35 protein-coding genes and 1 pseudogene are annotated in these 24,628 nt (G+C 32.1%); 5 read left to right on the plus strand and 31 right to left on the minus strand.

Features of this window, described 5'->3' with window-relative positions:
• A partial coding sequence (locus ACOTU8_RS07255) for a hypothetical protein (RefSeq protein WP_422342398.1) occupies positions 1-69 on the plus strand: 69 nt, incomplete at its 5' end.
• Between the two features lie 3 nt (positions 70-72).
• Here ACOTU8_RS07255 and ACOTU8_RS07260 read toward each other — a convergent pair.
• The 6 genes and pseudogenes from ACOTU8_RS07260 to topA all read right to left on the minus strand — a co-directional run bounded on the left by ACOTU8_RS07260 (position 73) and on the right by topA (position 7,203).
• The gene (locus ACOTU8_RS07260; protein ID WP_422342353.1) at positions 73-840 is read right to left on the minus strand and encodes a hypothetical protein; all 768 of its coding nucleotides are present in this window, start codon (positions 838-840) and stop codon (positions 73-75) included.
• 39 nt (positions 841-879) lie between these two features.
• Positions 880-1,644 (minus strand): 3'(2'),5'-bisphosphate nucleotidase CysQ, encoded by a 765-nt coding sequence (gene cysQ, locus ACOTU8_RS07265; protein ID WP_422342354.1) that lies wholly within the window; start codon positions 1,642-1,644, stop codon positions 880-882.
• An 80-nt stretch (positions 1,645-1,724) separates the two neighbouring features.
• On the minus strand, positions 1,725-2,993 hold the full coding sequence (gene gltA / locus ACOTU8_RS07270) for a citrate synthase (protein WP_422342355.1): 1,269 nt from the start codon (positions 2,991-2,993) through the stop codon (positions 1,725-1,727).
• A gap of 114 nt (positions 2,994-3,107) precedes the next feature.
• The gene (locus ACOTU8_RS07275) at positions 3,108-4,283 is read right to left on the minus strand and encodes a cation:proton antiporter (RefSeq protein WP_422342356.1); all 1,176 of its coding nucleotides are present in this window, start codon (positions 4,281-4,283) and stop codon (positions 3,108-3,110) included.
• Positions 4,264-5,100, minus strand: coding sequence for a biotin synthase (bioB, locus tag ACOTU8_RS07280; RefSeq protein WP_422342357.1), 837 nt, complete (start codon positions 5,098-5,100; stop codon positions 4,264-4,266). Before bioB ends, ACOTU8_RS07275 begins: the two co-directional genes overlap by 20 nt.
• A gap of 1 nt (position 5,101) precedes the next feature.
• A pseudogene (topA, locus tag ACOTU8_RS07285) lies at positions 5,102-7,203 on the minus strand (type I DNA topoisomerase).
• Between the two features lie 194 nt (positions 7,204-7,397).
• Between topA and ACOTU8_RS07290 the strand changes: the two are divergent.
• Positions 7,398-8,669, plus strand: coding sequence for an MFS transporter (locus ACOTU8_RS07290; RefSeq protein WP_422342358.1), 1,272 nt, complete (start codon positions 7,398-7,400; stop codon positions 8,667-8,669).
• 239 nt (positions 8,670-8,908) lie between these two features.
• Here ACOTU8_RS07290 and ACOTU8_RS07295 read toward each other — a convergent pair whose 3' ends face one another.
• The 25 genes from ACOTU8_RS07295 to rsmA form a co-directional block, all read right to left on the minus strand.
• A complete protein-coding gene (locus ACOTU8_RS07295) occupies positions 8,909-9,073 on the minus strand; it encodes a hypothetical protein (RefSeq protein WP_422342359.1) in 165 nt (54 codons plus the stop codon).
• A gap of 236 nt (positions 9,074-9,309) precedes the next feature.
• Entirely contained in the window at positions 9,310-10,575 is a 1,266-nt protein-coding gene (gene secY, locus ACOTU8_RS07300) for a preprotein translocase subunit SecY (protein ID WP_002922072.1), read from the minus strand.
• Complete coding sequence (rplO, locus tag ACOTU8_RS07305) at positions 10,575-10,967, minus strand: 50S ribosomal protein L15 (protein ID WP_422342360.1); 393 nt, start codon at positions 10,965-10,967, stop codon at positions 10,575-10,577. The genes secY and rplO overlap by 1 nt, the downstream gene beginning before the upstream one ends.
• A gap of 4 nt (positions 10,968-10,971) precedes the next feature.
• Positions 10,972-11,415 carry a 30S ribosomal protein S5 gene (gene rpsE, locus ACOTU8_RS07310; protein WP_002779428.1) on the minus strand — a complete coding sequence of 148 codons (444 nt, stop codon included), beginning with the start codon at positions 11,413-11,415 and terminating at the stop codon, positions 10,972-10,974.
• 11 nt (positions 11,416-11,426) lie between these two features.
• Positions 11,427-11,783, minus strand: coding sequence for a 50S ribosomal protein L18 (gene rplR / locus ACOTU8_RS07315; protein WP_422342361.1), 357 nt, complete (start codon positions 11,781-11,783; stop codon positions 11,427-11,429).
• 9 nt (positions 11,784-11,792) lie between these two features.
• Positions 11,793-12,329 carry a 50S ribosomal protein L6 gene (gene rplF / locus ACOTU8_RS07320; RefSeq protein ID WP_044261767.1) on the minus strand — a complete coding sequence of 179 codons (537 nt, stop codon included), beginning with the start codon at positions 12,327-12,329 and terminating at the stop codon, positions 11,793-11,795.
• Between the two features lie 78 nt (positions 12,330-12,407).
• Positions 12,408-12,803, minus strand: coding sequence for a 30S ribosomal protein S8 (gene rpsH, locus ACOTU8_RS07325; protein ID WP_422342362.1), 396 nt, complete (start codon positions 12,801-12,803; stop codon positions 12,408-12,410).
• A gap of 9 nt (positions 12,804-12,812) precedes the next feature.
• Positions 12,813-12,998 carry a type Z 30S ribosomal protein S14 gene (rpsN, locus tag ACOTU8_RS07330; protein WP_002779433.1) on the minus strand — a complete coding sequence of 62 codons (186 nt, stop codon included), beginning with the start codon at positions 12,996-12,998 and terminating at the stop codon, positions 12,813-12,815.
• 1 nt (position 12,999) lies between these two features.
• Positions 13,000-13,545, minus strand: coding sequence for a 50S ribosomal protein L5 (rplE, locus tag ACOTU8_RS07335; protein ID WP_422342363.1), 546 nt, complete (start codon positions 13,543-13,545; stop codon positions 13,000-13,002).
• A gap of 3 nt (positions 13,546-13,548) precedes the next feature.
• Positions 13,549-13,782 (minus strand): 50S ribosomal protein L24, encoded by a 234-nt coding sequence (gene rplX / locus ACOTU8_RS07340; protein ID WP_002779437.1) that lies wholly within the window; start codon positions 13,780-13,782, stop codon positions 13,549-13,551.
• A complete protein-coding gene (rplN, locus tag ACOTU8_RS07345; RefSeq protein WP_002779438.1) occupies positions 13,782-14,150 on the minus strand; it encodes a 50S ribosomal protein L14 in 369 nt (122 codons plus the stop codon). Before rplN ends, rplX begins: the two co-directional genes overlap by 1 nt.
• Positions 14,150-14,401, minus strand: coding sequence for a 30S ribosomal protein S17 (gene rpsQ / locus ACOTU8_RS07350; protein WP_002851549.1), 252 nt, complete (start codon positions 14,399-14,401; stop codon positions 14,150-14,152). Before rpsQ ends, rplN begins: the two co-directional genes overlap by 1 nt.
• Before the next feature lie 9 nt (positions 14,402-14,410).
• A complete protein-coding gene (rpmC, locus tag ACOTU8_RS07355; RefSeq protein ID WP_002851566.1) occupies positions 14,411-14,596 on the minus strand; it encodes a 50S ribosomal protein L29 in 186 nt (61 codons plus the stop codon).
• The gene (rplP, locus tag ACOTU8_RS07360; RefSeq protein ID WP_002779441.1) at positions 14,583-15,008 is read right to left on the minus strand and encodes a 50S ribosomal protein L16; all 426 of its coding nucleotides are present in this window, start codon (positions 15,006-15,008) and stop codon (positions 14,583-14,585) included. The genes rpmC and rplP overlap by 14 nt, the downstream gene beginning before the upstream one ends.
• A 2-nt stretch (positions 15,009-15,010) precedes the next feature.
• Complete coding sequence (rpsC, locus tag ACOTU8_RS07365) at positions 15,011-15,712, minus strand: 30S ribosomal protein S3 (protein ID WP_422342364.1); 702 nt, start codon at positions 15,710-15,712, stop codon at positions 15,011-15,013.
• Positions 15,712-16,155 carry a 50S ribosomal protein L22 gene (gene rplV / locus ACOTU8_RS07370; protein ID WP_422342365.1) on the minus strand — a complete coding sequence of 148 codons (444 nt, stop codon included), beginning with the start codon at positions 16,153-16,155 and terminating at the stop codon, positions 15,712-15,714. The genes rpsC and rplV overlap by 1 nt, the downstream gene beginning before the upstream one ends.
• A gap of 11 nt (positions 16,156-16,166) precedes the next feature.
• Positions 16,167-16,448 carry a 30S ribosomal protein S19 gene (rpsS, locus tag ACOTU8_RS07375; RefSeq protein ID WP_002779444.1) on the minus strand — a complete coding sequence of 94 codons (282 nt, stop codon included), beginning with the start codon at positions 16,446-16,448 and terminating at the stop codon, positions 16,167-16,169.
• A gap of 1 nt (position 16,449) precedes the next feature.
• Positions 16,450-17,280 carry a 50S ribosomal protein L2 gene (rplB, locus tag ACOTU8_RS07380; RefSeq protein WP_002825501.1) on the minus strand — a complete coding sequence of 277 codons (831 nt, stop codon included), beginning with the start codon at positions 17,278-17,280 and terminating at the stop codon, positions 16,450-16,452.
• A gap of 1 nt (position 17,281) precedes the next feature.
• On the minus strand, positions 17,282-17,563 hold the full coding sequence (rplW, locus tag ACOTU8_RS07385) for a 50S ribosomal protein L23 (RefSeq protein WP_002856384.1): 282 nt from the start codon (positions 17,561-17,563) through the stop codon (positions 17,282-17,284).
• A 2-nt stretch (positions 17,564-17,565) separates the two neighbouring features.
• Positions 17,566-18,180, minus strand: a complete 615-nt coding sequence (rplD, locus tag ACOTU8_RS07390; RefSeq protein WP_002851146.1) for a 50S ribosomal protein L4 — start codon at positions 18,178-18,180, stop codon at positions 17,566-17,568.
• Positions 18,177-18,752: a 50S ribosomal protein L3 gene (gene rplC / locus ACOTU8_RS07395; RefSeq protein ID WP_002779987.1), complete on the minus strand. Its 576-nt coding sequence runs from the start codon at positions 18,750-18,752 to the stop codon at positions 18,177-18,179. Before rplC ends, rplD begins: the two co-directional genes overlap by 4 nt.
• Positions 18,753-18,761: 9 nt before the next feature.
• Positions 18,762-19,073 (minus strand): 30S ribosomal protein S10, encoded by a 312-nt coding sequence (gene rpsJ / locus ACOTU8_RS07400; protein ID WP_002779353.1) that lies wholly within the window; start codon positions 19,071-19,073, stop codon positions 18,762-18,764.
• Between the two features lie 197 nt (positions 19,074-19,270).
• The gene (locus ACOTU8_RS07405) at positions 19,271-20,032 is read right to left on the minus strand and encodes a pseudouridine synthase (protein ID WP_422342366.1); all 762 of its coding nucleotides are present in this window, start codon (positions 20,030-20,032) and stop codon (positions 19,271-19,273) included.
• A gap of 35 nt (positions 20,033-20,067) precedes the next feature.
• Complete coding sequence (locus tag ACOTU8_RS07410; RefSeq protein ID WP_422342367.1) at positions 20,068-22,062, minus strand: ribonuclease J; 1,995 nt, start codon at positions 22,060-22,062, stop codon at positions 20,068-20,070.
• A complete protein-coding gene (gene rsmA / locus ACOTU8_RS07415) occupies positions 22,031-22,831 on the minus strand; it encodes a 16S rRNA (adenine(1518)-N(6)/adenine(1519)-N(6))-dimethyltransferase RsmA (protein ID WP_422342368.1) in 801 nt (266 codons plus the stop codon). Before rsmA ends, ACOTU8_RS07410 begins: the two co-directional genes overlap by 32 nt.
• An 80-nt stretch (positions 22,832-22,911) precedes the next feature.
• Here rsmA and ACOTU8_RS07420 point away from each other — a divergent pair, with 80 nt between their 5' ends.
• Genes ACOTU8_RS07420 through ACOTU8_RS07430 form a run of 3 tightly spaced genes read left to right on the plus strand, consistent with a single transcriptional unit; the run spans position 22,912 to position 24,628 of the window.
• The gene (locus tag ACOTU8_RS07420) at positions 22,912-23,448 is read left to right on the plus strand and encodes a purine-nucleoside phosphorylase (RefSeq protein ID WP_422342369.1); all 537 of its coding nucleotides are present in this window, start codon (positions 22,912-22,914) and stop codon (positions 23,446-23,448) included.
• 14 nt (positions 23,449-23,462) lie between these two features.
• Positions 23,463-24,533, plus strand: coding sequence for a 23S rRNA (adenine(2503)-C(2))-methyltransferase RlmN (rlmN, locus tag ACOTU8_RS07425; protein ID WP_422342370.1), 1,071 nt, complete (start codon positions 23,463-23,465; stop codon positions 24,531-24,533).
• The gene (locus tag ACOTU8_RS07430; RefSeq protein ID WP_002867513.1) at positions 24,530-24,628 is read left to right on the plus strand and encodes a hypothetical protein; all 99 of its coding nucleotides are present in this window, start codon (positions 24,530-24,532) and stop codon (positions 24,626-24,628) included. Before rlmN ends, ACOTU8_RS07430 begins: the two co-directional genes overlap by 4 nt.

The raw sequence follows: 24,628 nt of genomic DNA on the forward strand, positions 1-24,628 counted from the left end.
TTTATCATAAAAGAACAAGAAGAAACAAAAAAGAATTTGCAAAAACTGATTAAAGATATTTTAAACTAAAGCTTAGTTTAAGAGCTTTAGGTGGAAAATTTGGTTTTTGATAACATCAGCTAACATTTTTGGCATTTGATTTACAATATCTTGATAATTTTGTTTTGCATCTTGATCTTTTAATGTCAAATTTAATTTTGCATTTTTTGCTGCAAGAATTTTTCCATTGCTTGTAGAAATAATTTTAAAATTAATACTAGCCACACCTTCCTTGCTCGTTGTGATAAAATAATTTGTAATATTTACATAAAAATCTTGCAAATTTACCACCACAACATAATCTGTAAATTTAGCATACATTTTAGCCTTATCTTTTTCTTGTGTTAAAAAAGGACTTACATTTATAAGTTTTGCATCCTTAGGGCTAAAATATGACAAAGTTTTAGGACTTTGATAAATACCATTTGCAGCAGAATTAACTAAATTAAGCTTTAAACTTTGAATCAAATTTTTAGCAAATAATGTAGAAAATTCCTTATCACTCACCCTAAAACCATCTAAAAAATAACCAAAATTTTTCCTAGAAGTTAATACAATAGCAAAATCAATATCTTTATCTTTGGTGATTTGCGATTTTTTTTCAATCAAGGTAGAACTATCAAACAATGCTTTTTGTTGATTTAGATTTGGATTTGCAACATTTTGATTTAGATCTATTAGTTCAAAACTATCCGCACTTTTTTCAATTTTAATAACTTTTTTCTGAGAAAAATTATTCGCCGAAAGACTAGAACTTAAAACTAAACTTAAAAATAAAATGAAACAATACCTCATCTTCATCCTTATAAACTATTTAAATATAAAATTATACTCTTTATTTTATAAAAAATCTTGTAAAAAATTCCTAGATGAAACACAAATAAAAGGACTGGATTTATAATTTAAAGGGTTATATAAAATATATTTTTTAGAAAAATCTCCCATAAATCCTCCATTTTGATTAATCAAAAAATCTCCTGCTACAATATCCCAAATATTAAGCTTTTCAAATCTTTTATAAACTCCTGCTTTAGCCTCTAAAATAGCACAAAATTTAAGCCCAGAGCCTATATTGATAGGTTCTAAATGATGTTTTTTAGCGAAATTTTCATCTTCTTTACTAAGATGATTAACACTCAATAAGGCTTTATATTTATTTTTCTCGTATTCTTGCTGGTCAATTTGCAAAATTTTATCATTTTTATAAACCTTAGTTTTTGCATGGGCATAGAACATATCACCTTTTGATGGATTTTGTATAAGCGATAAAACAGGACGATTGTCATGAACCAAACTTATCATAATGCAAAATTCATTACTACCTTTTAAAAATCCACTTGTTCCATCAAGAGGATCGATAAGCCAAAAAGTTTTTAATTCTTCACACTCTTCTTTGCTGAGTAATTTTTCTTCTGATAAAATTTTAATATCCGTAGAACCTAAAATATCATTTAAAATTTCATTAGAAGCAAGATCTGCTGATGTAAGCGGGCTTTTATCTTCTTTTTCCCAAGTTTTGAAATTTTTTCTCTCTTCTAAAATAGCTTTAGAGGCTTGATTGCTAGCATTTATAGCAATTTCTAAAAATTTATCAAGATTAAGCATGATTATAAGACTTTCTATAAGATTTTTTAAAATTATACAAGAAGATTTTGTGGAATTTTTAATTTCCACAAAAATTTTAATTAAATTTTACTAGTTTCACCCAAATAAAGTTGTCTTGGACGGACTATTTTAAGACTTTCTTGCTCTTTTTGTTCTATCCACTGAGCTATCCATCCTGGAGTGCGTCCTATAACAAATAAAGTGGCAAACATTTCATTTGGAATACCTAAGGCTTTTAAAATAAGTCCGCTATGAAAATCAACATTCGGATATAGCCCTCTTTGAACAAAATAATCATCACTTAAAGCAATCTCTTCTATACGCGTTGCTACTTTAATAAGATTGGTATCAATGCCTAACTCATCAATAAGTTGATCACGAAGTTTTTTAAGTACTTTTGCTCTAGGATCAAAATTTTTATAAACCCTATGTCCAAAGCCCATCAAGCGGAAAGGATCGTTTTTATCCTTAGCTCTTTTAATAAATTCATCCACTCTATCAACACTACCTATTTGCTCAAGCATTCTAATAACACCTTCATTAGCTCCACCATGTGCATGACCCCAAAGTGCACCAATACCTGCTGCTATACATGCATAAGGATGAGCATGAGTTGAACCCACAGCACGAACTGTTGAAGTTGAAGCATTTTGCTCATGATCTGCATGAAGCATAAAAACTGTATCAAGTGCTTTTACTTCTATAGGTTTAAGCTCTACATGATCGTAAGGATAGGTTCTTAGCATATATAAGAAATTTTCTGTAAAACCACGATCTAAATTCGGATAAGCCATAGGAAAGCCATGTTTATATCTATAAGCGGTTGCCACTATAGTAGGAATTTTAGCTACTATTCTAGCTGCCATTTCCATATATTCTTCTTTTACATTCATATTCAAATGATCAGGATAAAAAGCACTAAGCGATGAAACAGCACCTTGTAAAACTGCCATGGGATGAGCATTATCAGGAAAAGAATCAAAAAGACGATGCATACCTTCATGGATAAAAGAACGCTTTTTCATTTCATAACGAAACGCTTCAAGACGCGTAGCATCAGGTAATTCTTTATAAAGTAAAAGATGAACCACATCTAAATAAAGTTTGTTTTCAGCAAGCCATTCTATAGGGTAGCCACGGTGCATTAAAATTCCGTTTTCTCCATCAATATAAGTGATTTTTGATTTACAAGTAGCCGTAGAAGTCAAGCCCTCATCATAAGAAAACATTCCTGTTTGTTTATAAAAACTTGACATATCCACCACGCTTGGACCAGTTGTGGCATCATATATAGGAAATTCGTAACTTTTTCCACTTCTATTATCAGTTATAGTAACGGAATTTGACATTTTCACTCCTTTTATTGTTGCTTTTATTAATTCTAACAAAAAAGGACGATTATGAGTTTTTTTATTATTAAATTTTTAAGATTTTGTTTGCTTTTTTGAGTAAAAAAGTAACTTTCATTTTTTAGAATTAGAAAGAAATTTAATCATACTCATAACAATAATAGCCTCAAATAACGCTGTTAAAATAAGCGCTGAATAAAGCTTCTCATCAATAACCTTGCCAGAATATCCTAAAGTTGCTGTTGCTATAAGCAAGGTTAAAGGCATAGAATGACTAAGACCAAATAAAATCATATTTTTAAAACCAATTTTTTTCAAAAAAACACTTGCACATAAAATTCTTAAACCCACCATAACAAACATAAGTAAAAATGCTTGTAAAACGATTTTATAATCTAAAATCATTTTAAGATCAAAGGTTGAACCTATATGGATAAAAAAAATAGGGATCAAAAACCCATGTCCAAAAGTAGAAAGCTTATGCTCAAGATCTTTTTTATGATCAAAAAAAGTAGTTATAAATGAGCCTGCTATAAAAGAACCAAGAACTATTTCAAGTTTTGTAATAACCATAGCAACAATGATCAGTATAAAAATGGCCATACAAAATCTTATATCTTTTTCATTTTTATCTTCCCATGGCATAAGCACAACTTTAAGCTGAGGATACCACCAAAAAAGCACACCAAGTATTTTAAATCCAAGCAAGCAAAGTCCTAAAAAGATATTAAGATACAAAATACTTTGCACTACATCAATAATACCTGTTCCTTCGCGTAAAAAAGCTCCCGCTATAGTCAAAAGCACAATAGAAATCACCTCAGCTAAAGTAGCTACTATCATAGCAATATTTAGCCAATAACACTCTTTTCCAAAATCTTTAAAAAGTAAAGATAAAAGCCCTACACTCATCACAGGTATAATGATAACAAATACTAAAGAAAGTCCAAAAATCCATACTATAAAAGAAGATAAGGCATAAAGTAAAAAAATATAAAAAAAGCTTTTTTTGGCAATTTCTTTATCCATATTAAAAAAGGCCCTTAAATTTACCTCCATGCCCGCTATAAACATTAGATAATAAAAACCTACATTGGCTAAAAGTGCAAAATTTTCACTTTTTCCTATGAAACCAAAATACGCTATTATCGTACCTAAAATAATTTCAGTAGCTGAAAGAGGCAAGCGTAAAATTTTTGCAATATGCGGAGAAAAAAGTAAGCATAAAGCTATAACAATAAGAATTTTTAAATCGATTAAAGCCTGTGTATCAATGACACTCTGATGCAAAAGTAAATCCCATTTCTTTTAATTTTATTATATCTTGACTTGGTTCTTCACCTTTAGTGGTTAAATAATCTCCTATAACAATAGCCCCAGCACCTGCTTGAAAAATTTCATACTGCCTTTCTTGTAATACCACTTCACGACCACCTGCTACCATTATCACGCTTTGCGGTAAAGCTTCTTTGGTATCACGAACAATTTTTAAGGCTTCATCAGCACTAAGTTTTGGAACTTGTAGTTTTAAATTTTCATTTGCTATAAAAAAATTAATAGGTGTTGAAAAAGGCTGTAATTCTTGCAAAGATTTTCTAAAACTTAGCCTATCTTCTTCACTCTCACCCATACCATAAATTCCACCACAACAAAGCATAAGCCCTGCTTCTTTAGCGTTTAAATTGGTTTGAAATCTACTTTCCCAAGTATGCGTGGTGCAAATTTGTGGAAAAAATTCCTTAGAAGTTTCAAGATTGTGATTATAAGAAAAAATTCCTGCTTTTTTAAGTTCTCTAAGTTGTTCCACGCTTGCCATACCATTACAGGCAATTAAAAGCAAATTAGGCACTTCCTTTTGCACGGCCTTAGCAGCCTCACAAACATACTCAAGCTTTTCATCATCAAGCCCAAGTCCTGCTGTAACCAAACAAAAACCTAAGGCTTCATTTTTCTTTGCCATTTTTGCTTCTAAAACGATTTGTGAAAGTTCTTTACGACGATATTTTTGAATATCTGTTTTTACATGGGCACTTTGAGTGCAGTATTTACAGTCTTGCGAACAATTTCCACTGGCTATATTTGAAATAGCACAAAGCATGATTTGCATTTTAATCCTTCATTTCTTTTTTGATTTTACACTTTAAACATTCTAAGAATGTACCTTTTTAAGCTCTTTTATCACTAAAGTTTCGCTACACTCTTCGCATTTTTCTTCACTTGGTTTGTATTTGCTTATAAAATTGCATTTTGGATAAGTGCTACAACCATAAAATTTACCACGTTTTGAAAAGCGTTCTACGATTTCACCTTTTTGACAACTTGGACAAGTAATGCCTGTGCCATTAACTTTAGCTTTTGCGGCTGTATTTTCGCTTTCGTTTTTGCTTTCACTTTTTAAATTTCTTGAATACTTACATTTTGGAAAATTTAAACACGCTACAAATTCTCCAAAACGCCCTTTTCTAATAGCAAGTTCCCCGCCACAATCAGGACAACTTTCACCTAATTTTGTGACAGTTTTTTGACTAGCGATTTTTGTTTTTCCTTCTTCGATTTTTCTCATAAAAGGATAGTAAAATTCTTTTAAAGTTTCTTGCCAATCTACTTTATCTTCTGCGATTTCATCTAAGGTGTTTTCAAGATTTGAAGTAAATTTGCTATCTACTATATCGCTAAAATTTTTCTCAAGCACTTCGGTTACATTAAAAGCAACCTCGCTAGGAATGAGTTGTTTTTTGTCTATTTTTACATAATCACGGCTTGTAAGTATAGAAATGATTGGTGCATAGGTAGAAGGACGACCTATACCTAAACTTTCAAGTTTTTTTACAAGTCCTGCTTCTGAATACCTTGAAGGTGGTTCGGTAAAATGTGAGTTCATTTCTAAATTTTGTACTTTTAAATTTTCACCTATTTTAAGATTTGGTAAAATTTTATCCTTATCCATATCACCATAAACTTTATAATATCCATCAAAAAGGATTTTTCTACCACTTATTTTAAAAACTGCTCTATCATTTTTTATAAATACATTTTGAGTTTGAGAGATGGCAGGATTCATTTGACAAGCTAAAAAGCGATTGTAAATAAGTGTGTAAAGTTTTAACTCATCTTTGTCTAAAAATTTGGCTGCAATTTCTGGAGTAAAGCTTAAATTTGTAGGGCGTATAGCTTCATGGGCTTCTTGAGCGCCTTTAGTCTTTGTAGTATATACATTTGCCTTGCTTGGAAGATAGTCTTTGCCAAAATTTGTTTGTATGAATTTTCTTGCATTTTCTATAGCTTCTTTGGCCAAATTTAAACTATCAGTTCTCATATAAGTAATAACCCCCATCACACCCTCGTGAGTATTTACTCCTTCATAGAGTTTTTGGGCTATCATCATGGTTTTTTTAGGGTTAAAACCAAGGCGATTGCTAGCACTTTGTTGCAAAGTTGAAGTCATAAAAGGAGGTGGTGGAGCGATTTTTCTTTCTTTACTTTCAATATCATTTATATTATAAGCTTCATTTTTACAAGCTTCTAATATAAGTTTAGCACGATCTTTATTGGTAATGGTAAGTTTTTCTATCTTAGCTTTGTCAAACTCAACTAGTTCTGCATCTAAATCTTTTTGAAAAATCATATCTATACTAAAATATTCTAGGGGTACAAAGGCACGAATTTCTTTTTCACGATCGACTATGATCTTTAAAGCTGCACTTTGAACACGCCCAGCACTAAGTCCTCTTTGAATTTTTTGCCCTAATAAGGGGCTGAGTTTATATCCCACAATGCGATCTAAAAGGCGTCTAGTTTGTTGGGCATTTACAGAGTGCATATCTAATTTTCTTGGATTTTTTAAAGCATTTTCTATAGCACTTTTAGTGATTTCGTGAAAAACAATGCGTGGCAAGGTGTTTTCATCTTTTCCTATAGCTTTTGCAATATGATAAGCAATGGCTTCTCCTTCTCTATCCTCATCCGTTGCAAGATAGACTTCTTTGGCATCTTTAGCCTTGCTTTTAAGTTCTTTAACTAAGGCGCTATGATCACTTGTGATTCTATACTCGGGGATAAATTCATCATCTTCTATTTTAATCCCAAAGCTTGATTTAGGTAAATCTCTAATATGTCCTTTAGAGGCAATCACTTCATAATCTTTTCCCAAAAAATTTCCTATGGTTTTAGCTTTTGCAGGAGATTCTACTATGATTAATTTTTTTTTCATTTTGCACCCTTGTTAAATAAAAAGCTGAATTTAGCTAAAAATATTTAAAATTCTACTTATAAAATATATTTTAATCAGGCTAAAATATTTTAAAAATAAAACTATCATAACAAAATAAATAAAATATAATTTTAAGTAATTTTAAATACAAACCATAATTTTTGGAGTATAATAAAATAAAAAAGGTAAAAATTATGAATGATAAAACTTATAAATTTCATCCAAATGACACAAAAATGGATAAAAAAATAATTCAAATTACTGAAAAATCCGGATTTAAAGCGGCTGTGTTTTCTATGGCCGCTATGACTATGCTAGGAAGCGTAGTCATTTCATCTGCTCTGCCTGCTATCAACAGACATTTTGAAGAACTTTTAACCCAAAGTGGTGCTACTCTTACTTCAAGTTTCACACTAACTCATCTTGATATACTTGTTCGCTTAGTTTTAACCATCCCTGCTATTTTTGTTGTCATTTTATCTCCATTTGCTGGTATTTTAATGGATAAATTTGACAAATTAAAATTCATTCTTCCAGCTATGGTGGTTTGGACTATTTCTGGGGTAAGTGGCTTTTTCTTAAATGATATTTATGCTATACTGACTTCAAGAGCTATCTTTGGTATAGCAACTGCTTTTATAATGACAGGCGCTTCAGCCTTGCTTGGAGATTATTATAGTCGTGGTGGCTTTAATCGCAGAGAAAATGCTTTAAGTCTTCAAGGATTTTTTTGTGCAGTAGGGGGCGCTGTTTTTATTTCTATTGCGGGATTTGTTTCGAGTTATTCTTGGCGTTATCCTTTTTTGGTATATGGACTTGGAATTTTAATCACCTTAATGGCTATCATTTATCTTTTTGAACCTAGAAAATTTAAATTCTATAATCATACAAAAATAGAAGCAAAAACAAATTATTGGCAATTTTTCCCTATCTATTTTATAGGTTTTTTTATCATGGTAGTTTATTATATTTCGCCAACTCAACTTCCTTACTATATAGAAGAACATTTAGGATTGGATCCTAAATATATAGGTATTTCGATGTCTGTATCTGCGCTATGTTATGGTTTTTTCTCTCTAAGCTATAGATATATTATAAAATTCTTAAGTATTAAAACTATCTATGTTTTAACTCTTTTTATCGTATCTTGTTCTTTTTTGCTGCTTTTTTTAGTAGATAGCTTTTTTATAGTTTTAATCGCCTTAGCTTTGCTTGGAATGGGCGGAGGTATTATGCTTGTAAATAATACGGCTTATCTTTTTTCAATCTGTCCTGAAAATGCTCGCGCTAGGGCTTATGGAATTTTAGCAAGTTGTATATTTTTAGGACAATTTTTAAGTCCTATTATCTCTCAACCTATCGTTAGGAAAATGGGTCTTGTAGATGCTTTTTTAATATGGTCAATAGTAATTTTTATAGTGTGCATTGTGTTTTTATTTTTAAAGCAAAAACCTAGGATAAATTAATTTAATTAATTATATTCTTCATAATTTTTAATTAAACCTGATAAATTATTTAGGATTTACAAACTCTTTCTTAGAGCTTTATAATTATAATTTTTATTGAAGACAAGTTTTTCATTTTCCTTAACCTGCATTTTACCCTTGATATAAAAATACTCCTTATCACTGGTTTAGTCAGAACAATATCAGCATCCATCATGCAATTTTCCCTACCAATATTCATCTTTTGAGTGATAGTGTATTTAGCACTTATCTGCTAAATATTCACCCAAAGCATAAGAAAAAAGTCCTAACAAACCATAAGCATTACCTAATAAACCCATTTGAAAATTATCTAAATGATACAAAGCCATATAATCATAAATAATACTTTCTAAAATAAGGCGAACCATAAATAATGGAGCCACAAAAAGAAAGCAAAATCAAAGTGAAAAAATTCTTTTTTAAGGTATTCTTCATGGCTTCTCCCAAACAAATCTAATTTTAGTATTGCATATTTTTAGTATTTTTTTTAAAAATTAAAAAATTTTAAAAGCTAATTTAAATTTTTGTAGATTATTTACATATTTGATAAAAAATAAAACATACAAGAAAAAGAATAAAAAATTATTTCAACAAGGAAAACTATCCTTGTTGAAATATATTACAAACCTACTGCACTTAAAGTTTGGTATTTACTCATATAAATTTGAGCTTCAATTTTTCTCATCGTATCAAGTGCTACTTGAACTACAATAAGTACGGAAGTACCACCAAAATGAAAAGGTACACCCATAAATTTCACCAAAACCCAAGGCAAGGTTGCAACAAGCCCTAAATAAATAGAACCTGATAAAGTCAAACGAGAAGCCACTTCGTTAAGATAATTTGAAGTTCCTTCACCTGGACGAATTCCAGGGATAAAACCGCCTTGTTTTTTTAAATTTTCTGCTATATCCTTGGCATTAAATACAATAGAAGCATAAAAATAAGCAAAGAAAATTACAAACAAGAAAGTTAAAACGTGAAACAAATAACCATTTGGATTTAAAAAGTCATTAATGGCTTGTAGATAAGGATTTGTACTAGTTTGTAAAATTGTTGTTGGAAACATCAAAATCGCACTAGCAAAAATCGGTGGAATAACCCCACTAAGATTTAGTTTAATAGGAATATAATTCATAATACGTTTGTTTTGATTTTGCATTACAACTTTACGAGAATAAGATATAGGAATTCTTCTTTCTCCAAGTTCTACATAAATAATCACGCCTATGGTGATTAAAATCAAAGCAAAAATTGCAAAAGCGGTTAAGAAATTCATCTCGCCTGAATTGATTTGTCCTACAGTTCCTGAAATCGCCCTTGGAATACCTGAAACAATACCTGCAAAAATGATTAAAGAAATACCATTTCCTATACCTCTTTGTGTGATTTGTTCGCCAAGCCACATTAAAAGCATAGTTCCTGCAAGCATAGAAATAGCACAAAGTGCGATAAACATATTTAAATCTTCCACCATTATAGCCCCTGCACCACCACGACCATGTAAGCTTTGTAAACCTATAGCAACGCCTATACTTTGAACCAAAGTAATCGCGATAGTCGCATAACGGATAATTTGCATATATTTTTGCATACTATCACGCTCTTTTTTCATCTTACCGATATTTGGAAAAGTTGCCGCAAGAAGCTCCATGATAATAGAAGCAGTAATATAAGGCATAATACCTAAAGAAATGATAGAAAAGCGTTCAGCTGCTCCACCACTAAAAACATTAAATAAACCCAAAGCATTGTTTTGATTGTTATTAAAAAATTCCGCAATCACATCAGCATTGACGCCAGGAACTGGCACATAAGCCAGAACCCTATAAGCAAACAAAAATGCTAAGGTGATTAAAATCTTATTCGTCAATGCTCTATTCATTATTTTGATCCGGTGACGCTAATATTCTCGTCTTTGATTTTTGATACTAAGTCTTTTGCACTTGCACCAATTAGTTTGATTTTATTCACAGATTTTGAAATTTTGTGAACACTTTTAATGCTCTCAAATGTAATGTCACTAAGCTCTTTTACAGCTGTGATTTTTTCAACATTGATCACATAAGGTTTTTGAATTTTAGAAGTAAAACCTACTTTTGGTAATCTTCTTTGAAGTGGTTGTTGACCTCCTTCAAAACCTCTTTTCTCATTATAACCTTTTCTAGCAGTTTGACCTTTACCCCCTTTAGTGGCAGTTTTACCCATACCAGAACCTTGACCACGGCCAATTCTTTTAGTTTTATGCGTTGAACCCGCTGCTTTTGTTAAATTCATCTTCTTATCCTTTTAACATTGTTAAAGCTTTGATTGTAGCACGAACCACATTAGCTGAATTATTTGAACCCAAAGACTTGGTTAAGATGTCTTTAATACCTGCAAGTTCCACGATAGGGCGTGTAGAACCACCTGCGATAACTCCTGTACCTTCGCTAGCTGGTTTAAGTAAAATTCTACTTGCATTGTATTTTACTTCTACATCATGAGCAATAGTTGAACCCTTAGTTTTAACTTCAACAATATTTTTAAATGCATCATCAACAGCTTTACGAATAGCATCTGGAACTTCTTTAGCTTTACCATAACCAACACCTACTAAACCTTTACGGTTTCCAACGATAACTAAAGCAGTAAATCTAAATCTTCTACCACCCTTAACAACCTTAGTAACTCTGCCGATATCGACGATTACTTCTTCAAATTCTTCTCTATTATATTTTTCCATCGATTTACCCCTTATAGCTTAATGCCATTTTCTCTTAAAGATTCAGCCAATGCTGCAATAACACCATGATATACATAACCATTTCTATCAAAAACAGCTTGTTCTATCTTTTTAGCTTTTAAAGTTTTAGCAAATTCAGCAGCGATTTTTTTAGCACCTTCTTTATTTGCTTTGACGCCAAGTTTGCGTCCATCAATTGCTGCTAAAGTTATAGCTTTTACATCATCAATCGCTTGGATATATAGAGTTCTGTTTGATTTAAATACAGAAATTCTTGGAAAATTTTCACAACCTAAAATTTTCGCTCTAATTCTTTTTTTTCTTTTGATTCTTAAAGTTAGTTTTCTTTTTAATACATTTGCTCTCATATTCTACCCTTACTTCTTAGATGTTTTACCAGCTTTACGGATAATGCGTTCATCAGAATACTTAACGCCTTTTCCTTTATAAGGTTCTGGTGGTCTAAATTCACGAATTTGAGCAGCAACTTGACCTACAACTTGTTTATCACTTCCTTTAACCACAATGGTATTTTTATCCACTACAATCTCAATTCCTTCTGGAATATCATAGTTAATAGGATGCGAGAAACCGAGACTTAACTCCAATACTTTGCCTTTTAAGGCTGCTTTATAACCAACTCCGTTAATTTCAAGAGTTTTTGAAAAACCTTGAGTTAAACCTACAACAATATTATAAGCTAAAGCTCTATAAGTTCCCCAATAAGCTCTACTTTGTCTATCTTCACCTTTTGGAGAAAAAAGAATATTATTATCTTTAATCTCAACATTTACATTTGCTTTAGTATCAAGTTCTTTTGCTAAATTTCCTTTTTTAAATTTAAGCAAATTTCCTTCTAATTTTACTTCTACTCCAGCTGGAATAGCAATTGGTTGTTTACCTATACGAGACATATTTTTCCTTTTTATTTGTCTAGGATATTTCTACTTTTTTGTAAAGAATGGATACCCAATGCCATAAAAAGCAGATTTTTACCAAATAGTACATAAAATTTCGCCGCCAACACCTGCTTTATAAGCTTCATCATTAGCTAAAACACCATGACTTGTGCTAACTATGATAGTACCATAACCATTTTTAAAACGCTTTATTTCATCTTTGCCTTTATAAACACGACGACCAGGTTTAGAAATTCTTTTAAGCTCATTGATAACACTCTTACCCCTTTCATCGTATTTTAAAACTACATTAATAAATTTCTTTTTATCTTCTTCGATAACATTAAAACTCTCAATATAGCCTTTAGCTTGAAAAATTCCAACCAAAGCTTCTACAACTTTAGAATGTAAAAGCTTAGTCGTTTCAAGCTTTCTCATTCCTGCATTTCTGATACGAGTGAGTGAATCTGAAATAATATCATTTATCATATTTTATCCTTACCAACTTGCTTTTTTAAGACCTGGAATTAAGCCCTCATTGCCCATTTTTCTTAAGCAAACTCTACAAATTCCAAAATCTCTATAAACCGAATGCGGACGTCCACAAATTTGGCATCTTGTATAACCCCTAACTTTAAATTTAGGCTTGCGTGCCGCTTTTGCAATCATTGATTTTTTAGCCATCTTACTTTCCTTTTGTAAATGGCACACCCATAAGTTCTAATAACTTTTGTGCCTGTTTGTCATTTTGTGCTGTTGTAACTATAGAAATGTTCATACCATGAGTTCTTAAAATTTTATCATACTCTACTTCTGGGAACATCAACTGTTCATCAAGACCGAAATTATAGTTTCCGCGTCCATCAAAACCATCTCTACTTAAACCTCTAAAATCTTTTACCCTTGGTAAAGCAATAGAAATTAATTTATCAAGAAAAGCATACATATTTTCTTTTCTTAAAGTCACCATCACACCTACAGGAAAACCTTCGCGAACCTTAAATCCTGCAACTGATTTTTTAGCTTTAGTAATTACAGCTTTTTGACCTGCAATTAAAGAGATAGTATCTGCAATATTTTGTAATACTTTTTGATCTTTGGCTAATTCGCCAGCACCCACACTGATGACTACTTTTTCGATCATAGGGATAAGCATAGGATTTTTAATATCAAATTCTTTAACCAATGCAGGCTTAATGCTTTGATTATATTTTTCTTTTAATCTCATCATTGCTTACTCCTGAACTTTTGCCACATTGGAAATATCCATTGGCATTTCTTTATTGATAAAACCACCATTTGGATTTTTTTCGCTAGGTTTAATAGCTTTTTTAGCAATCTTACATCCTTCAACTACCACTTTAAGTGTTTTTGGATATACCGCTAAAACTTTACCTGTTTTACCTTTATCATCGCCTGTGATAACCTTAACGCTATCACCTTTTTTGATTTTTAATTTAACTGCCATTATAATACCTCCGGTGCTAGCGAAACAATTTTCATAAAACCACCATATCTAACTTCTCTGCCCACTGGCCCAAAGATACGAGTTCCAATAGGCTCTCTTTTGTTATCAAGAATAACTGCAGCATTTTCATCAAAACGAATCAAAGAACCATTATCTCTATGAATTTCTTTTTTAGTTCTAACAATAACTGCTTTTACCACTTGACCTTTTTTAACTTTTCCATTTGGTAAAGCTTTTTTAACAGACGCAACGATTACATCACCTACAGTAGCATACCTTCTTTTACTACCACCTAAAACTTTAATACACATTAATTCTTTTGCACCGCTATTATCAGCAACTGCAAGTCTTGTAAAACTTTGAATCATTACTCAACTCCTGTAGCTAATACAGATTTTAAGCGAAATGATTTTCTTTTTGAAAGTGGTCTACACTCTACTGCCACAACAGTATCACCCACTTTAACTTCATTTCTCTCATCATGAATTAGATATTTTTTAAAGCGTTTAACAATTTTTCTATATCTTGGATGAACCACTTTTCTTTCAACCAAAACACTTGCTGTTTTTTCACCAGCGATTTTAACAACAACGCCTTGAATTTCTCTTTTAAATGCCATTTTCTATCCTTATCTTAAAGCGTTAATTGCTGTATTTATTCTAGCAATGTCTTTTTTTACTTGGCTAATCTCTTTTGGATTAGTAAGTTGCATTGTTTTTAGCTTTTGTTTTAAAGTGAATAAAAGCACCTTTTTTTCTTTTAGCATTGTTGCAAGCTCAGCTGCTGTTTTATCTTTAATCTCAGTATATTTCATTTTGGCTCTCTCTTGTAACAAACTTAGTTTTAAATGGAAGTTTATGCATAGCTAAAGTTAATGCTTCTCTTGCCATTTCTTCGCTTACTCCTGCCATTTCATAAATAATACGACCTGGCTTGATATTCATTACCCATTCTTCAACAGCACCTTTACCTTTACCCATACGAGTTTCTAAAGGTTTTTTTGTTAAAGGCTTATCTGGGAAAACTCTAATCCAAGTTTTTCCTTGTCTTTTAACAAAACGAGTTAAAGCAATACGTGCTGCTTCAATCTGGCGTGAATTAATGCGTCCTGCTTCAGTTGCTTTTAATGCAAATTCACCAAAAGTAAATTCTGTTCCACGATTAGCATAACCTCTGTTACGCCCTTTCATCATTTTGCGATATTTAGTTCTTTTTGGCATTAACATGATTATTTACCCCTTCTTGTGCGTCTTGGCTTTTTAGCTGGAGCACTTTCTTCAGTTTTTTCAGGTTGCATACCTTTGTGTAATACTTCACCTTTAAAGATCCATACTTTAACCCCTATATTTCCATAAGTAGTTCTAGCTTCTGCAAAACCATAATCGATTTTTGCTCTTAAAGTATGAAGTGGAACGCGTCCTTCAAGATACCATTCTGTTCTTGCCATTTCAGCACCGCCTAAACGACCAGAAACTGAAACTTTAATCCCTTTAGCACCTGCTTTTTGAGCACCTTGAATTACTTTTTTCATCGCTCTTCTAAAAGCAATTCTTTTTTCAAGTTGAGTTGCAACACTTTCAGCAGCAAGTTGAGCTGAAGCTCCTGCTTTTCTTTCTTCTTTGATATTGATATTTACATCTTTGCCAATTAAATCTTGCAATTCTTTTCTTAAATTATCAACATCACTACCTTTTTTACCGATGATAATACCAGGTCTTGCAGCCACAACAGTTACACGAAGTTTTTTAGCAGTTCTTTCTACTAAAATTTGACTAATTCCTGCATAATAAAGTTTTCTTTTTAAGAAAGCTCTAATTTTATAATCTTCACCGATATTTTCTACTAAATTTACTTTAGTTGGAAACCATCTTGATTCCCAGTTTCTATTGATTCCTAGTCTTAGACCAATTGGATTAACTTTTTGTCCCATTAGCTTTCCTTTTTCGCCATTGCTTTTTTAGTGCTTGTTGTTTTCTTAGCTGGAGCTTTTGTTGTAGTAGTTTTTTTAGCTGCTGGGGCTTTTTTAGCTACTGTTTTTTTCTCTTCAGCTTTCACTTCCGCTTTTGTCACTTCTACTAAAATATGTGAAGTTGGTTTTCTAATACGACTTGCACTTCCTCTAGCTCTTGGTCTAAATCTTTTCAATACAGCAGCAGCATCAACACGGCAACTTTTTACAATAACCTCATTTGCCTCAAAGCCACCATTTGCCACCGCACTTGAAATTGCATTTGAAATATATTTTGCACCTTTATTTGGCATAAATTTTAAACTAGCCATAGCTAATTCTGCATTCATCCCCTGAACTTCTCTAGCAATCAACCTTGCTTTAGTTGGGGATAGTCTTATGAATTTAATTAATGCTTTACTCATATCTTACCCCTTTACTTACCAATTTTCTTTTGTACAGAGCCTTTATGCCCTTTAAATGTACGTGTTGGAGCAAATTCACCAAGCTTATAGCCGATGTGATTTTCAGTAATATAAACTGGTATAAAGCTTTTGCCATTATGAACATTAAATGTAAGTCCTATCATATCAGGAATAATTGTGCTTCTTCTTGACCAAGTTTTAATAGGTTTATTATCATTAGCCTTTTTAGCAGCGATGACTTTTTTCATTACATGATCATCAACAAAAGGACCTTTTTTTAGTGATCTAGCCATCTTACTTTCCTTTTCTTCTTGAAATTATTAGCTTATCGCTAGCTTTTTTGCGACGAGTTTTCGCACCTTTGGTTGGCTTACCCCATGGAGTTACTGGATGACGGCCTGAATTTTTCTTACCTTCACCCCCACCATGCGGGTGATCTACTGGGTTCATAGCCGAACCTCTTGTTTGTGGACGGATACCTCTGTGGCGATTTCTACCTGCTTTACCAATAGTTACGTTAGCCCATTCTTCATTACCCACTTCGCCGATACTTGCCATACATTCAGCTAAAACTTGTCTCATCTCACCACTTGCAAGTCTTAAGATAACATATTTTTCTTCTTTACCCATGAGTTGCGCATAAGCTCCTGCAGAACGGATCATTTGACCTCCTTTTCCTGGCTTTAGCTCAACATTATGAACAATAGTACCCACAGGAATATTTTTAAGTTTCATTGCATTACCTGGTTTAATATCAAGTCCACTTTCAGCAGCTGCAACGATATCACCAACGCTTAATCCACGTGGTTGAAGAATATATCTTTTTTCCCCATCTTTATAAGCAATCAAGGCAATTCTACAATTTCTGTATGGATCATACTCAATCGCTTCTACTTTACCTTCTATGCCAAATTTACGACGTTTAAAATCAATAATTCTGTAAAGTTTTTTAGCGCCCGCTTCTTTATGACGACTTGTAATTCTTCCATAGCTATTACGACCTGCGTGTGCTGGAAGTTTAACAAGTAGTGAGCGTACACTTGGTTTAGCTGTAATATCTTCAGAACTTAAACCTGTAATATATCTTCTACTTGGAGTATATGGTTTATAAGTTTTAATTGCCATCTTAAGCCTCCGTATTTTCTAAGCTAACACCTTCAGGTAGCTTAACATAGAATTTTTTATAATCGTTTCTTTGACCTAAACGACCTCTAAAACGCTTAACTTTTCCATCCATTCTTAAAGAATTGATGCTTTTTGGAGTTACACCAAAATACTCTTTTAAAACTGCTTTTAAACCTGTTTTAGTCATTTTTGGTGAAGTTTGAATAACTACGACACCTTGCTCTTGCAAATTCAAACTTTTTTCTGTGTAAAGTATAGTCTTTATATCAGTAATATCTGCCATAATTATCCCTCTTTTGTAATAGATTCTAACACTGATTTTTCCATAATAACAGCATTAAATACAGATACTAAATAAGCATTTACCTCAGTTACATCAACTACATAGCAATTTGCTAAATTTCTGTAAGCTAAAAGCGTTTTTTCATCTAGTAAATCTTTAACGATTAAAGCATCTTTGACGCCAAGTTTTTTAATCACAGCGTTTGCATCTTTTGTTTTACCACTTTCAATAGCCAAAGAATCAGCAGTAAATAACACACCCTTAGCTGCTTTATCTGCTAAAGCTCTTTCAAGCGCCAATCTTTTTTGTTTTTTATTTACTTTTTGGAAGTAGTTTCTTTCATTTGTTGGACCAAAAGCAACCGCACCGCCTACCCAAACGTTAGTTCTTGTTGAACCTGCTCTAGCACCGCCACGACCTTTTTGCCTCCAAGGTTTTTTACCACCACCACTTACATCACTTCTACCTTTAGTATGAGCTGTATTTGCTCTTAAACTTGCAAGGTAAGATTTTACATACAAGTAAAGATTATGTGGATTTACTTCCGCATATTTTGAAGGTAAATCAAGTTCACCTGCTTTTTCTAATTTATCATTTAAAACAACTACTTTACTCATTTTGCAATCCTTATTTTACCCATAGCACCATTATAACCTGGCACTGCACCTTTAACTACTAAAATTTTGTTTTCAGCATCATAAGATACAACTTCGTTTTTAACGGTTACTTTAGTATTTCCATAGTGTCCTGCCATTTTCATACCTGGTTGAACACGACCTGGCCATTCTCTATTACCAATAGATCCGTGGCGTCTGTGAAATCTCGAACCGTGACTTGCTGGACCCCCTGCGAAGTTATGTCTTTTCATAACACCGCTATAACCTCTACCTTTAGTGTTAAAGCTTACTTTTAAAATTTTTGCTTCATTTAATGGAGTTTCATCTAAATCTCCTGCTTCAGTGTTTGCTACTTCTAAAGTCGCAAATCTATTGTATTCTGCAGAAAGATTGTATTTTTTTTGTTGTCCTGCGACACATTTATTACTTGCTTTACCTTTTGGATATGCTACTAAAGCCTTTCCGCCTTCAACTTCACATACTTTTGCATTTACAACTCTTAGTAAAGTTACAGCGATACTTGGATTAGTAATTGTTCTGCTCATTCCAATTTTTTCTACAATATATTCCATATCTTATCCTTACTTACCCATAGCTCTTACTTCAACGCTTACTTCTGGCGCTAAATCGAGCTTAGTTAAAGAATCAACTGTATCTGGAGTCGCTGCTACTATATCTAGCATACGCGCGTGAATTCTTATTTCAAACTGCTCACGAGAATCTTTGTTAATGTGTGGAGATTTTAAAACTGTATAGCGTTTGATTTTAGTAGGCATTGGTATTGGACCTCTGATATCCGCACCTGTTCTTTTAACAGCTTCTACGATTGCTGCAACTGTTCTGTCTAGTACTCGATGGTCATAAGCTTTTAGCTTAAGCCTAATTCTTTCCATAATATTTCCTTTAAAAAGAACTCGTTAGTTGGAAACTAACCAATTTATAAAAAATTGAAATGAGAGTATATAAAATCTTGTTTTCAAAGTCAAGGAATTTGATGAAATTTTTCTATTATTTTCCTTTTAAAAAGGATAAAATAGAATTTTTAGAATTTAAAAATTATCATTATTTTTTAAATTTTTGTATATAATGGTCAATATCTTATTTCATTAAATTTTAAAAAATCTCTCAATTTTTCATATTCGCCATTTTCTAAATAACGATGTTTTCCCGCCTTTAACACACCAAGATCTAAAGCCCCAAAAGCAACACGCTTAAGATCCATGACTTCAAGATCAAAATGTCCAAAAAATCGTCTAAGCTCTCTATTTTTACCTTCATTTATAACTACTCTAAGTTTGGTATAACCTCCGCTTGATCCAAAAATTTCAAAGTCTATAAAAGGAGCAAAACTCATAGAGGTAATTTTAGTTTTTGCGTGTGCGCCTTTTTTTTCGTTTTTAATCTCAAGTCCATTTTGCATTGCCTCGATGACTTGTTTACTCACCGTACCTTTAACTTTAAGGTAGTATTCTCTTTCTAAATCGCTATGCATTAAAGCATCAGCAATCACAGGAGAATCTGTAAGCAAAAGCAAGCCTTCGCTTGCATAATCTAGCCTGCCTACACTAAGCCAAGTACTAAATTGTCTTGGCAAGGTATCGTATATAGTTTTTCTTCCACGATCGTCTTTTTTACTGACAATTTCACCTTTTTGTTTATGGTAGATTATCACGCTAAATTGCGTTCTTTTTTGCACTCTTTTACCTTTAACAAAGACTTTATCATCAAATTTAACTTCATCGCTTAAAAGGGCAATTTTGTTGTTTATTTTTACTAAGCCTTGCTTGATAAGTTCATCAGCTTCACGGCGTGAATAGCGGGTGTTATGGGATATAAATTTATTAATTCTCATTTGATCTTCCTTAAAAAGGGCGTCTTTGCCCTTTTTTACATAACAAAAATAGTTGGAACTATAGTAGGGTATTTTTTAATCTTTCTAAAGATATGCTTTCTTAAAACTTGACGAATTTGATTTTCTAAAAATCTTGGATCATTAAGCGCTTCATCTTTAATATTGATGAAAAATTGCCCCAAAACCTCGGCCATATCTTTACTAAAAGCGTGATCATGTTTATCTGCTACAAGTCCATAGCTAAATACTCTTGGCTTGTTGATAAGTGCCTTTGTATTTTTATCAATTTGTGCAATGATAACAACTATACCACTATCTGCAAGTTTTTGACGATCTATAACCACATCATCAGCAATTTGCTTGTTGATTTGATTATCTACGAAAACCTTACCCGTTTTTACAGTTTTTACACGCTTGATATATTTTTGGCAAAGTTCTACTTGATCACCATCGCTCATAAGATAGATATTTCTTTCAGGAATGCCGCATTTCATCGCTGTTTCTTTATGTTTGGTGATGTGATTGTATTCCCCATGAACTGGTAGGAAAAATTTAGGTTTGGTAAGGGTTAGCATAAGCTTTTGCTCTTCTATACTAGCGTGTCCGCTTACATGAATTTCACTAAATTCTTGATACGCTACTTTAGCTCCTGCTTTTAAAAGATAGTCAAGCACCGCAGAAACGCTTGCTTCATTTCCTGGTATAGCTTTGGCTGAAATGATTACTTGATCTGTAGGCTTAATCTTTATAAATTTATGCTCATCTGTTGCCATTCTATAAAGCGCACTCATGGTTTCGCCTTGACTTCCTGTAGTTACGATAAGCACTTCATTGTCTTTATATTTACTTACTTCATCAGCATCGATGAAAATTTTTCTATCAAGTTTGATGTAGCCTAATTCCATAGTGGTATAAAGATTTCTTTCCATAGAGCGACCGATAACACAAACTTTTCTGCCGTATTTTAAACCATAAGTGATAGCTTGATAAACACGGTGGATATTAGAGCTAAAAGTACTCATGATCACCCTGCCTTTGGTGCGTGCAAAAATTTGATCAAAAGTTGGTCCTACAGAACTTTCACTTTTTGTATAGCCTTCTTTATAAGAATTTGTACTATCGCTTAAAAGACATAAAACCCCTTCTTCTCCATAATGTGCCAAACGTCCTAAATCCGTTGGATAACCATCAATTGGGGTTTGATCGATCTTAAAATCACCTGTATGGATGATAGTTCCTGCCTTCGTTTTGATTGCAAGTGCTGAAGCATCTATGATAGAATGCGTGATGTGGATCCACTCTATATCAAATTCTCCTATTTCATAAACTTTGCGTTTTTCTACAGGGCGAAACCATTTGCGTTCTGCTTTTAAGCCATGTTCTTCGAATTTATTTGAAATCATTCCTAAAGCTAAAGGTGTAGCATAGATAGGAAATTGAAATTCTTTAAAAAAATAAGGTACCGCACCAATATGATCTTCATGTGCATGAGTGATTACTATACCGCGAATTTTATCTTTAATTTTTCTTACATAGTCAAAATCAGGAATAATAATATCTACCCCATGCATAGTTCCATCAGGAAAGCTCATTCCTATATCTACTATAATTGCATCTTTATTAGTTTCAAAAATACTAATATTTCCACCAATTTCCCCTAAACCTCCTAAAGGAGTGATGCGGATTTTATGTTCGCTAGAATTATTATATTTTAAAGGGTGTAAGCGGTTTTCATGTGAAACACGGTTAGCTTCTATACATTCTGCAAGAGCGATTTGCCAATCTTCATTGCCTGTGAGTTTTGAAGGAAGATTACGATTTTTCTTCTTTTTTTTCTCAGTTTTATTTTCTGAGTTTTCAGAATTTTCCTTGTTGGAATTTTGATCGATTTTTGGAGTATCGTTTTCATTTTGCAAAGAATCAGCTAATTTTTTTCTACGATTTTTATATTTATAGCGTTTATTGTTTTTTGAATTTGAGTTTGGATTTTGTTCATTTTTATTTATCTCTTTGTTTTCGTCCATATTCATCCTTTAATTTGTCATAAATTTTAAGGTATGAATCAACGCAAATTTCATGTGGTCTGATGTTTTCTTTTAAGCCAAGAGTGCTTAAAACTTCTAAAACTTTTACTTTATATGTTTTTAAATTTCCTAAGAGTTGTTTTCTAGGAGCTTTAAAACAGTCTTTTAGAAAATTTTTGAAATTTTCTATTTCAAAAAGTTCATCAAAATCCTTAGTTTTAATCAAACTCATTACCGCTGACATAACTTTTGGCGGCGGATTAAAACATTGTGGATCAACATCAAAAAGTATTTTTCTTTCGCAAATCATTGCACTTAAAACACCTAAGGAAGAAAACTCACTATTTCCTTCTTTAGCACAGAATTTTTCAGCCATTTCTTTTTGCACCATTACAATAAGCCCTAGACAATTTTTATCTTCTAAAGCTTTTAATATAATATGACTTGCAACATAATAAGGCAAATTTGCAACCAAAAAATATGGTTTTTCATCAAGACTAGGATTAAAAGCTTCGCTTGCGTCTTGATGGATCAAGTTAAATTTTCCACATTCAAGTTCTTTTTGAAATTTCTTTTTTAAAATAGGTATGAGATCATTATCGATTTCATAAGCTTTTACTTGAGAAATTTTTAAAAGTTCTTGCGTTAAATCACCTAAGCCAGGCCCAATCTCAATGATATTGTTCATCTCTTTAGGTATGGCTTGGATGATTTTTGCCAATACGCTTTTATCGATTAAAAAATTTTGTCCGTATTGTTTTTTTGCTTTAACCATGAGAAATAATTTTATCTAAAAATTCTTAATTAAGTCTTTTTAGGTAGAATTATTTTTTGTAAAATTTCATAAGGATCAAAATGATTGTTTGTGCGGGTGGAAATGAAAATTTTTCTTTTGCAAAAGCTATAGGTATAGGTTTAGTTGAATCCACTTTTCATTTAAGCCAACTTTGCTTAAATGAAAAACCATCAAAGCTTATATTTATAGGAACTTGTGGGCTTTATGATAAAGGAGAAATTTTAGAAATTTACAAAAGTTCTCACGCTTTCAATATAGAATTTTCTAAAATTTCACATGCTTTTTATACTCCTGCAAAATATGAAATTTGTTTAGAAAAAGAAAATGTTTCTCGTGAAACAATTAAAATTAATTCTTCAAATTATATTTGTCAAAATTCAAAAGCAGCAAAAGAATTTTCAAAATTAGGTTTTTTTGCAGAAAATATGGAAGCTTTTTCTGTTTTAAGTGTAGCTAAAAATTTAGATATTGATGCAGAGTGTATTTTGTGTGCGACAAATTTTTGCAATGAAAATGCTCACGAAGATTTTATAAAAAATCATCAAAAGGCGAAAGAAAAACTAGAAGAATATTTGAAAAAATATCATTATATTTAAAAAGGGAAATAATTTTGAAAGAGCTTGTTAATATTTTAGATTTTTCACCTGAGGAATTAGGAGAAAAAATCAAACCTATGTTTCGCGTGAAACAAATTTATCAATGGATTTATCAAAAATACGCCAATAATTTTTCCGATATGTCAAGTTTACCAAAAGATCTACGTTTGGAACTTACACAAAATTTTCATTTTTCTCCTGTAAAATGCGTTAAAAATGAGCAAAGTAAAGATGGAAGTATAAAATATCTTTTTGAACTTACTGATGGTTTAAGAGTGGAAAGTGTGCTTTTGCCTATGAAAGAAGAAAAAATAGATACAGAAGGCAAAAGAATTTCTCATGCGAGATATACTATCTGTGTTTCTTCTCAAGTAGGTTGTAAAAGTGGCTGTAGTTTTTGCCTTACTGCTAAAGGAGGTTTAAAAAGAAATTTAAGCGCAGGGGAGATAGTCGGACAAATTTTATGGGTCAAAAAACAAAACAATATCCCTTATGAACGCCGTGTAAATATAGTATATATGGGTATGGGTGAGCCTTTGGATAATCTTAAAAATGTTTCTAAAGCGGTAAAAATTTTATCACAAAATGATGGGCTTGCCATAAGTCCCCGCCGTCAAACCATCAGTACTAGCGGTTTGGCAAAACAAATCAAAGAATTAGGTCAAATGAATTTAGGTGTTTTACTTGCTATATCATTACACGCGGTTAATGATGAGCTTCGAACCAAACTTATGCCTATCAATAAAGCTTACAATATCGCTGCGATTATGGATGCGGTGCGTGAATTTCCTATAGATCAAAGAAAAAGAGTGATGTTTGAATATCTTTTGATTGATGGTATCAATGATAAGCTTGAACATGCTAAAGAATTAGTCAAACTTTTAAATGGTATTAAAGCTAAAGTGAATTTAATACTCTTTAATCCACATGAAGGAAGTTTATATAAACGCCCTAGTTTAGAAAATGCGATTAAATTCCAAGATTTACTCAGTAGCAAAGGTGTAACTTGCACTATAAGAGAAAGTAAAGGGCTTGATATTTCAGCTGCTTGCGGACAGTTAAAAGAAAGGGCAAAAGAACAATGACAATGCTAGATATTTTTGAAATCATTTTTATAACAGCTGTTGTGATTATAGGTTTTGGTGGAATTGTTTTTGTAGTAACAAAAGAAAAAAAATAA

The sequence above is a fragment of the Campylobacter jejuni genome, assembly GCF_049221745.1.
GTDB classification, from domain to species: domain Bacteria; phylum Campylobacterota; class Campylobacteria; order Campylobacterales; family Campylobacteraceae; genus Campylobacter_D; species Campylobacter_D jejuni_E.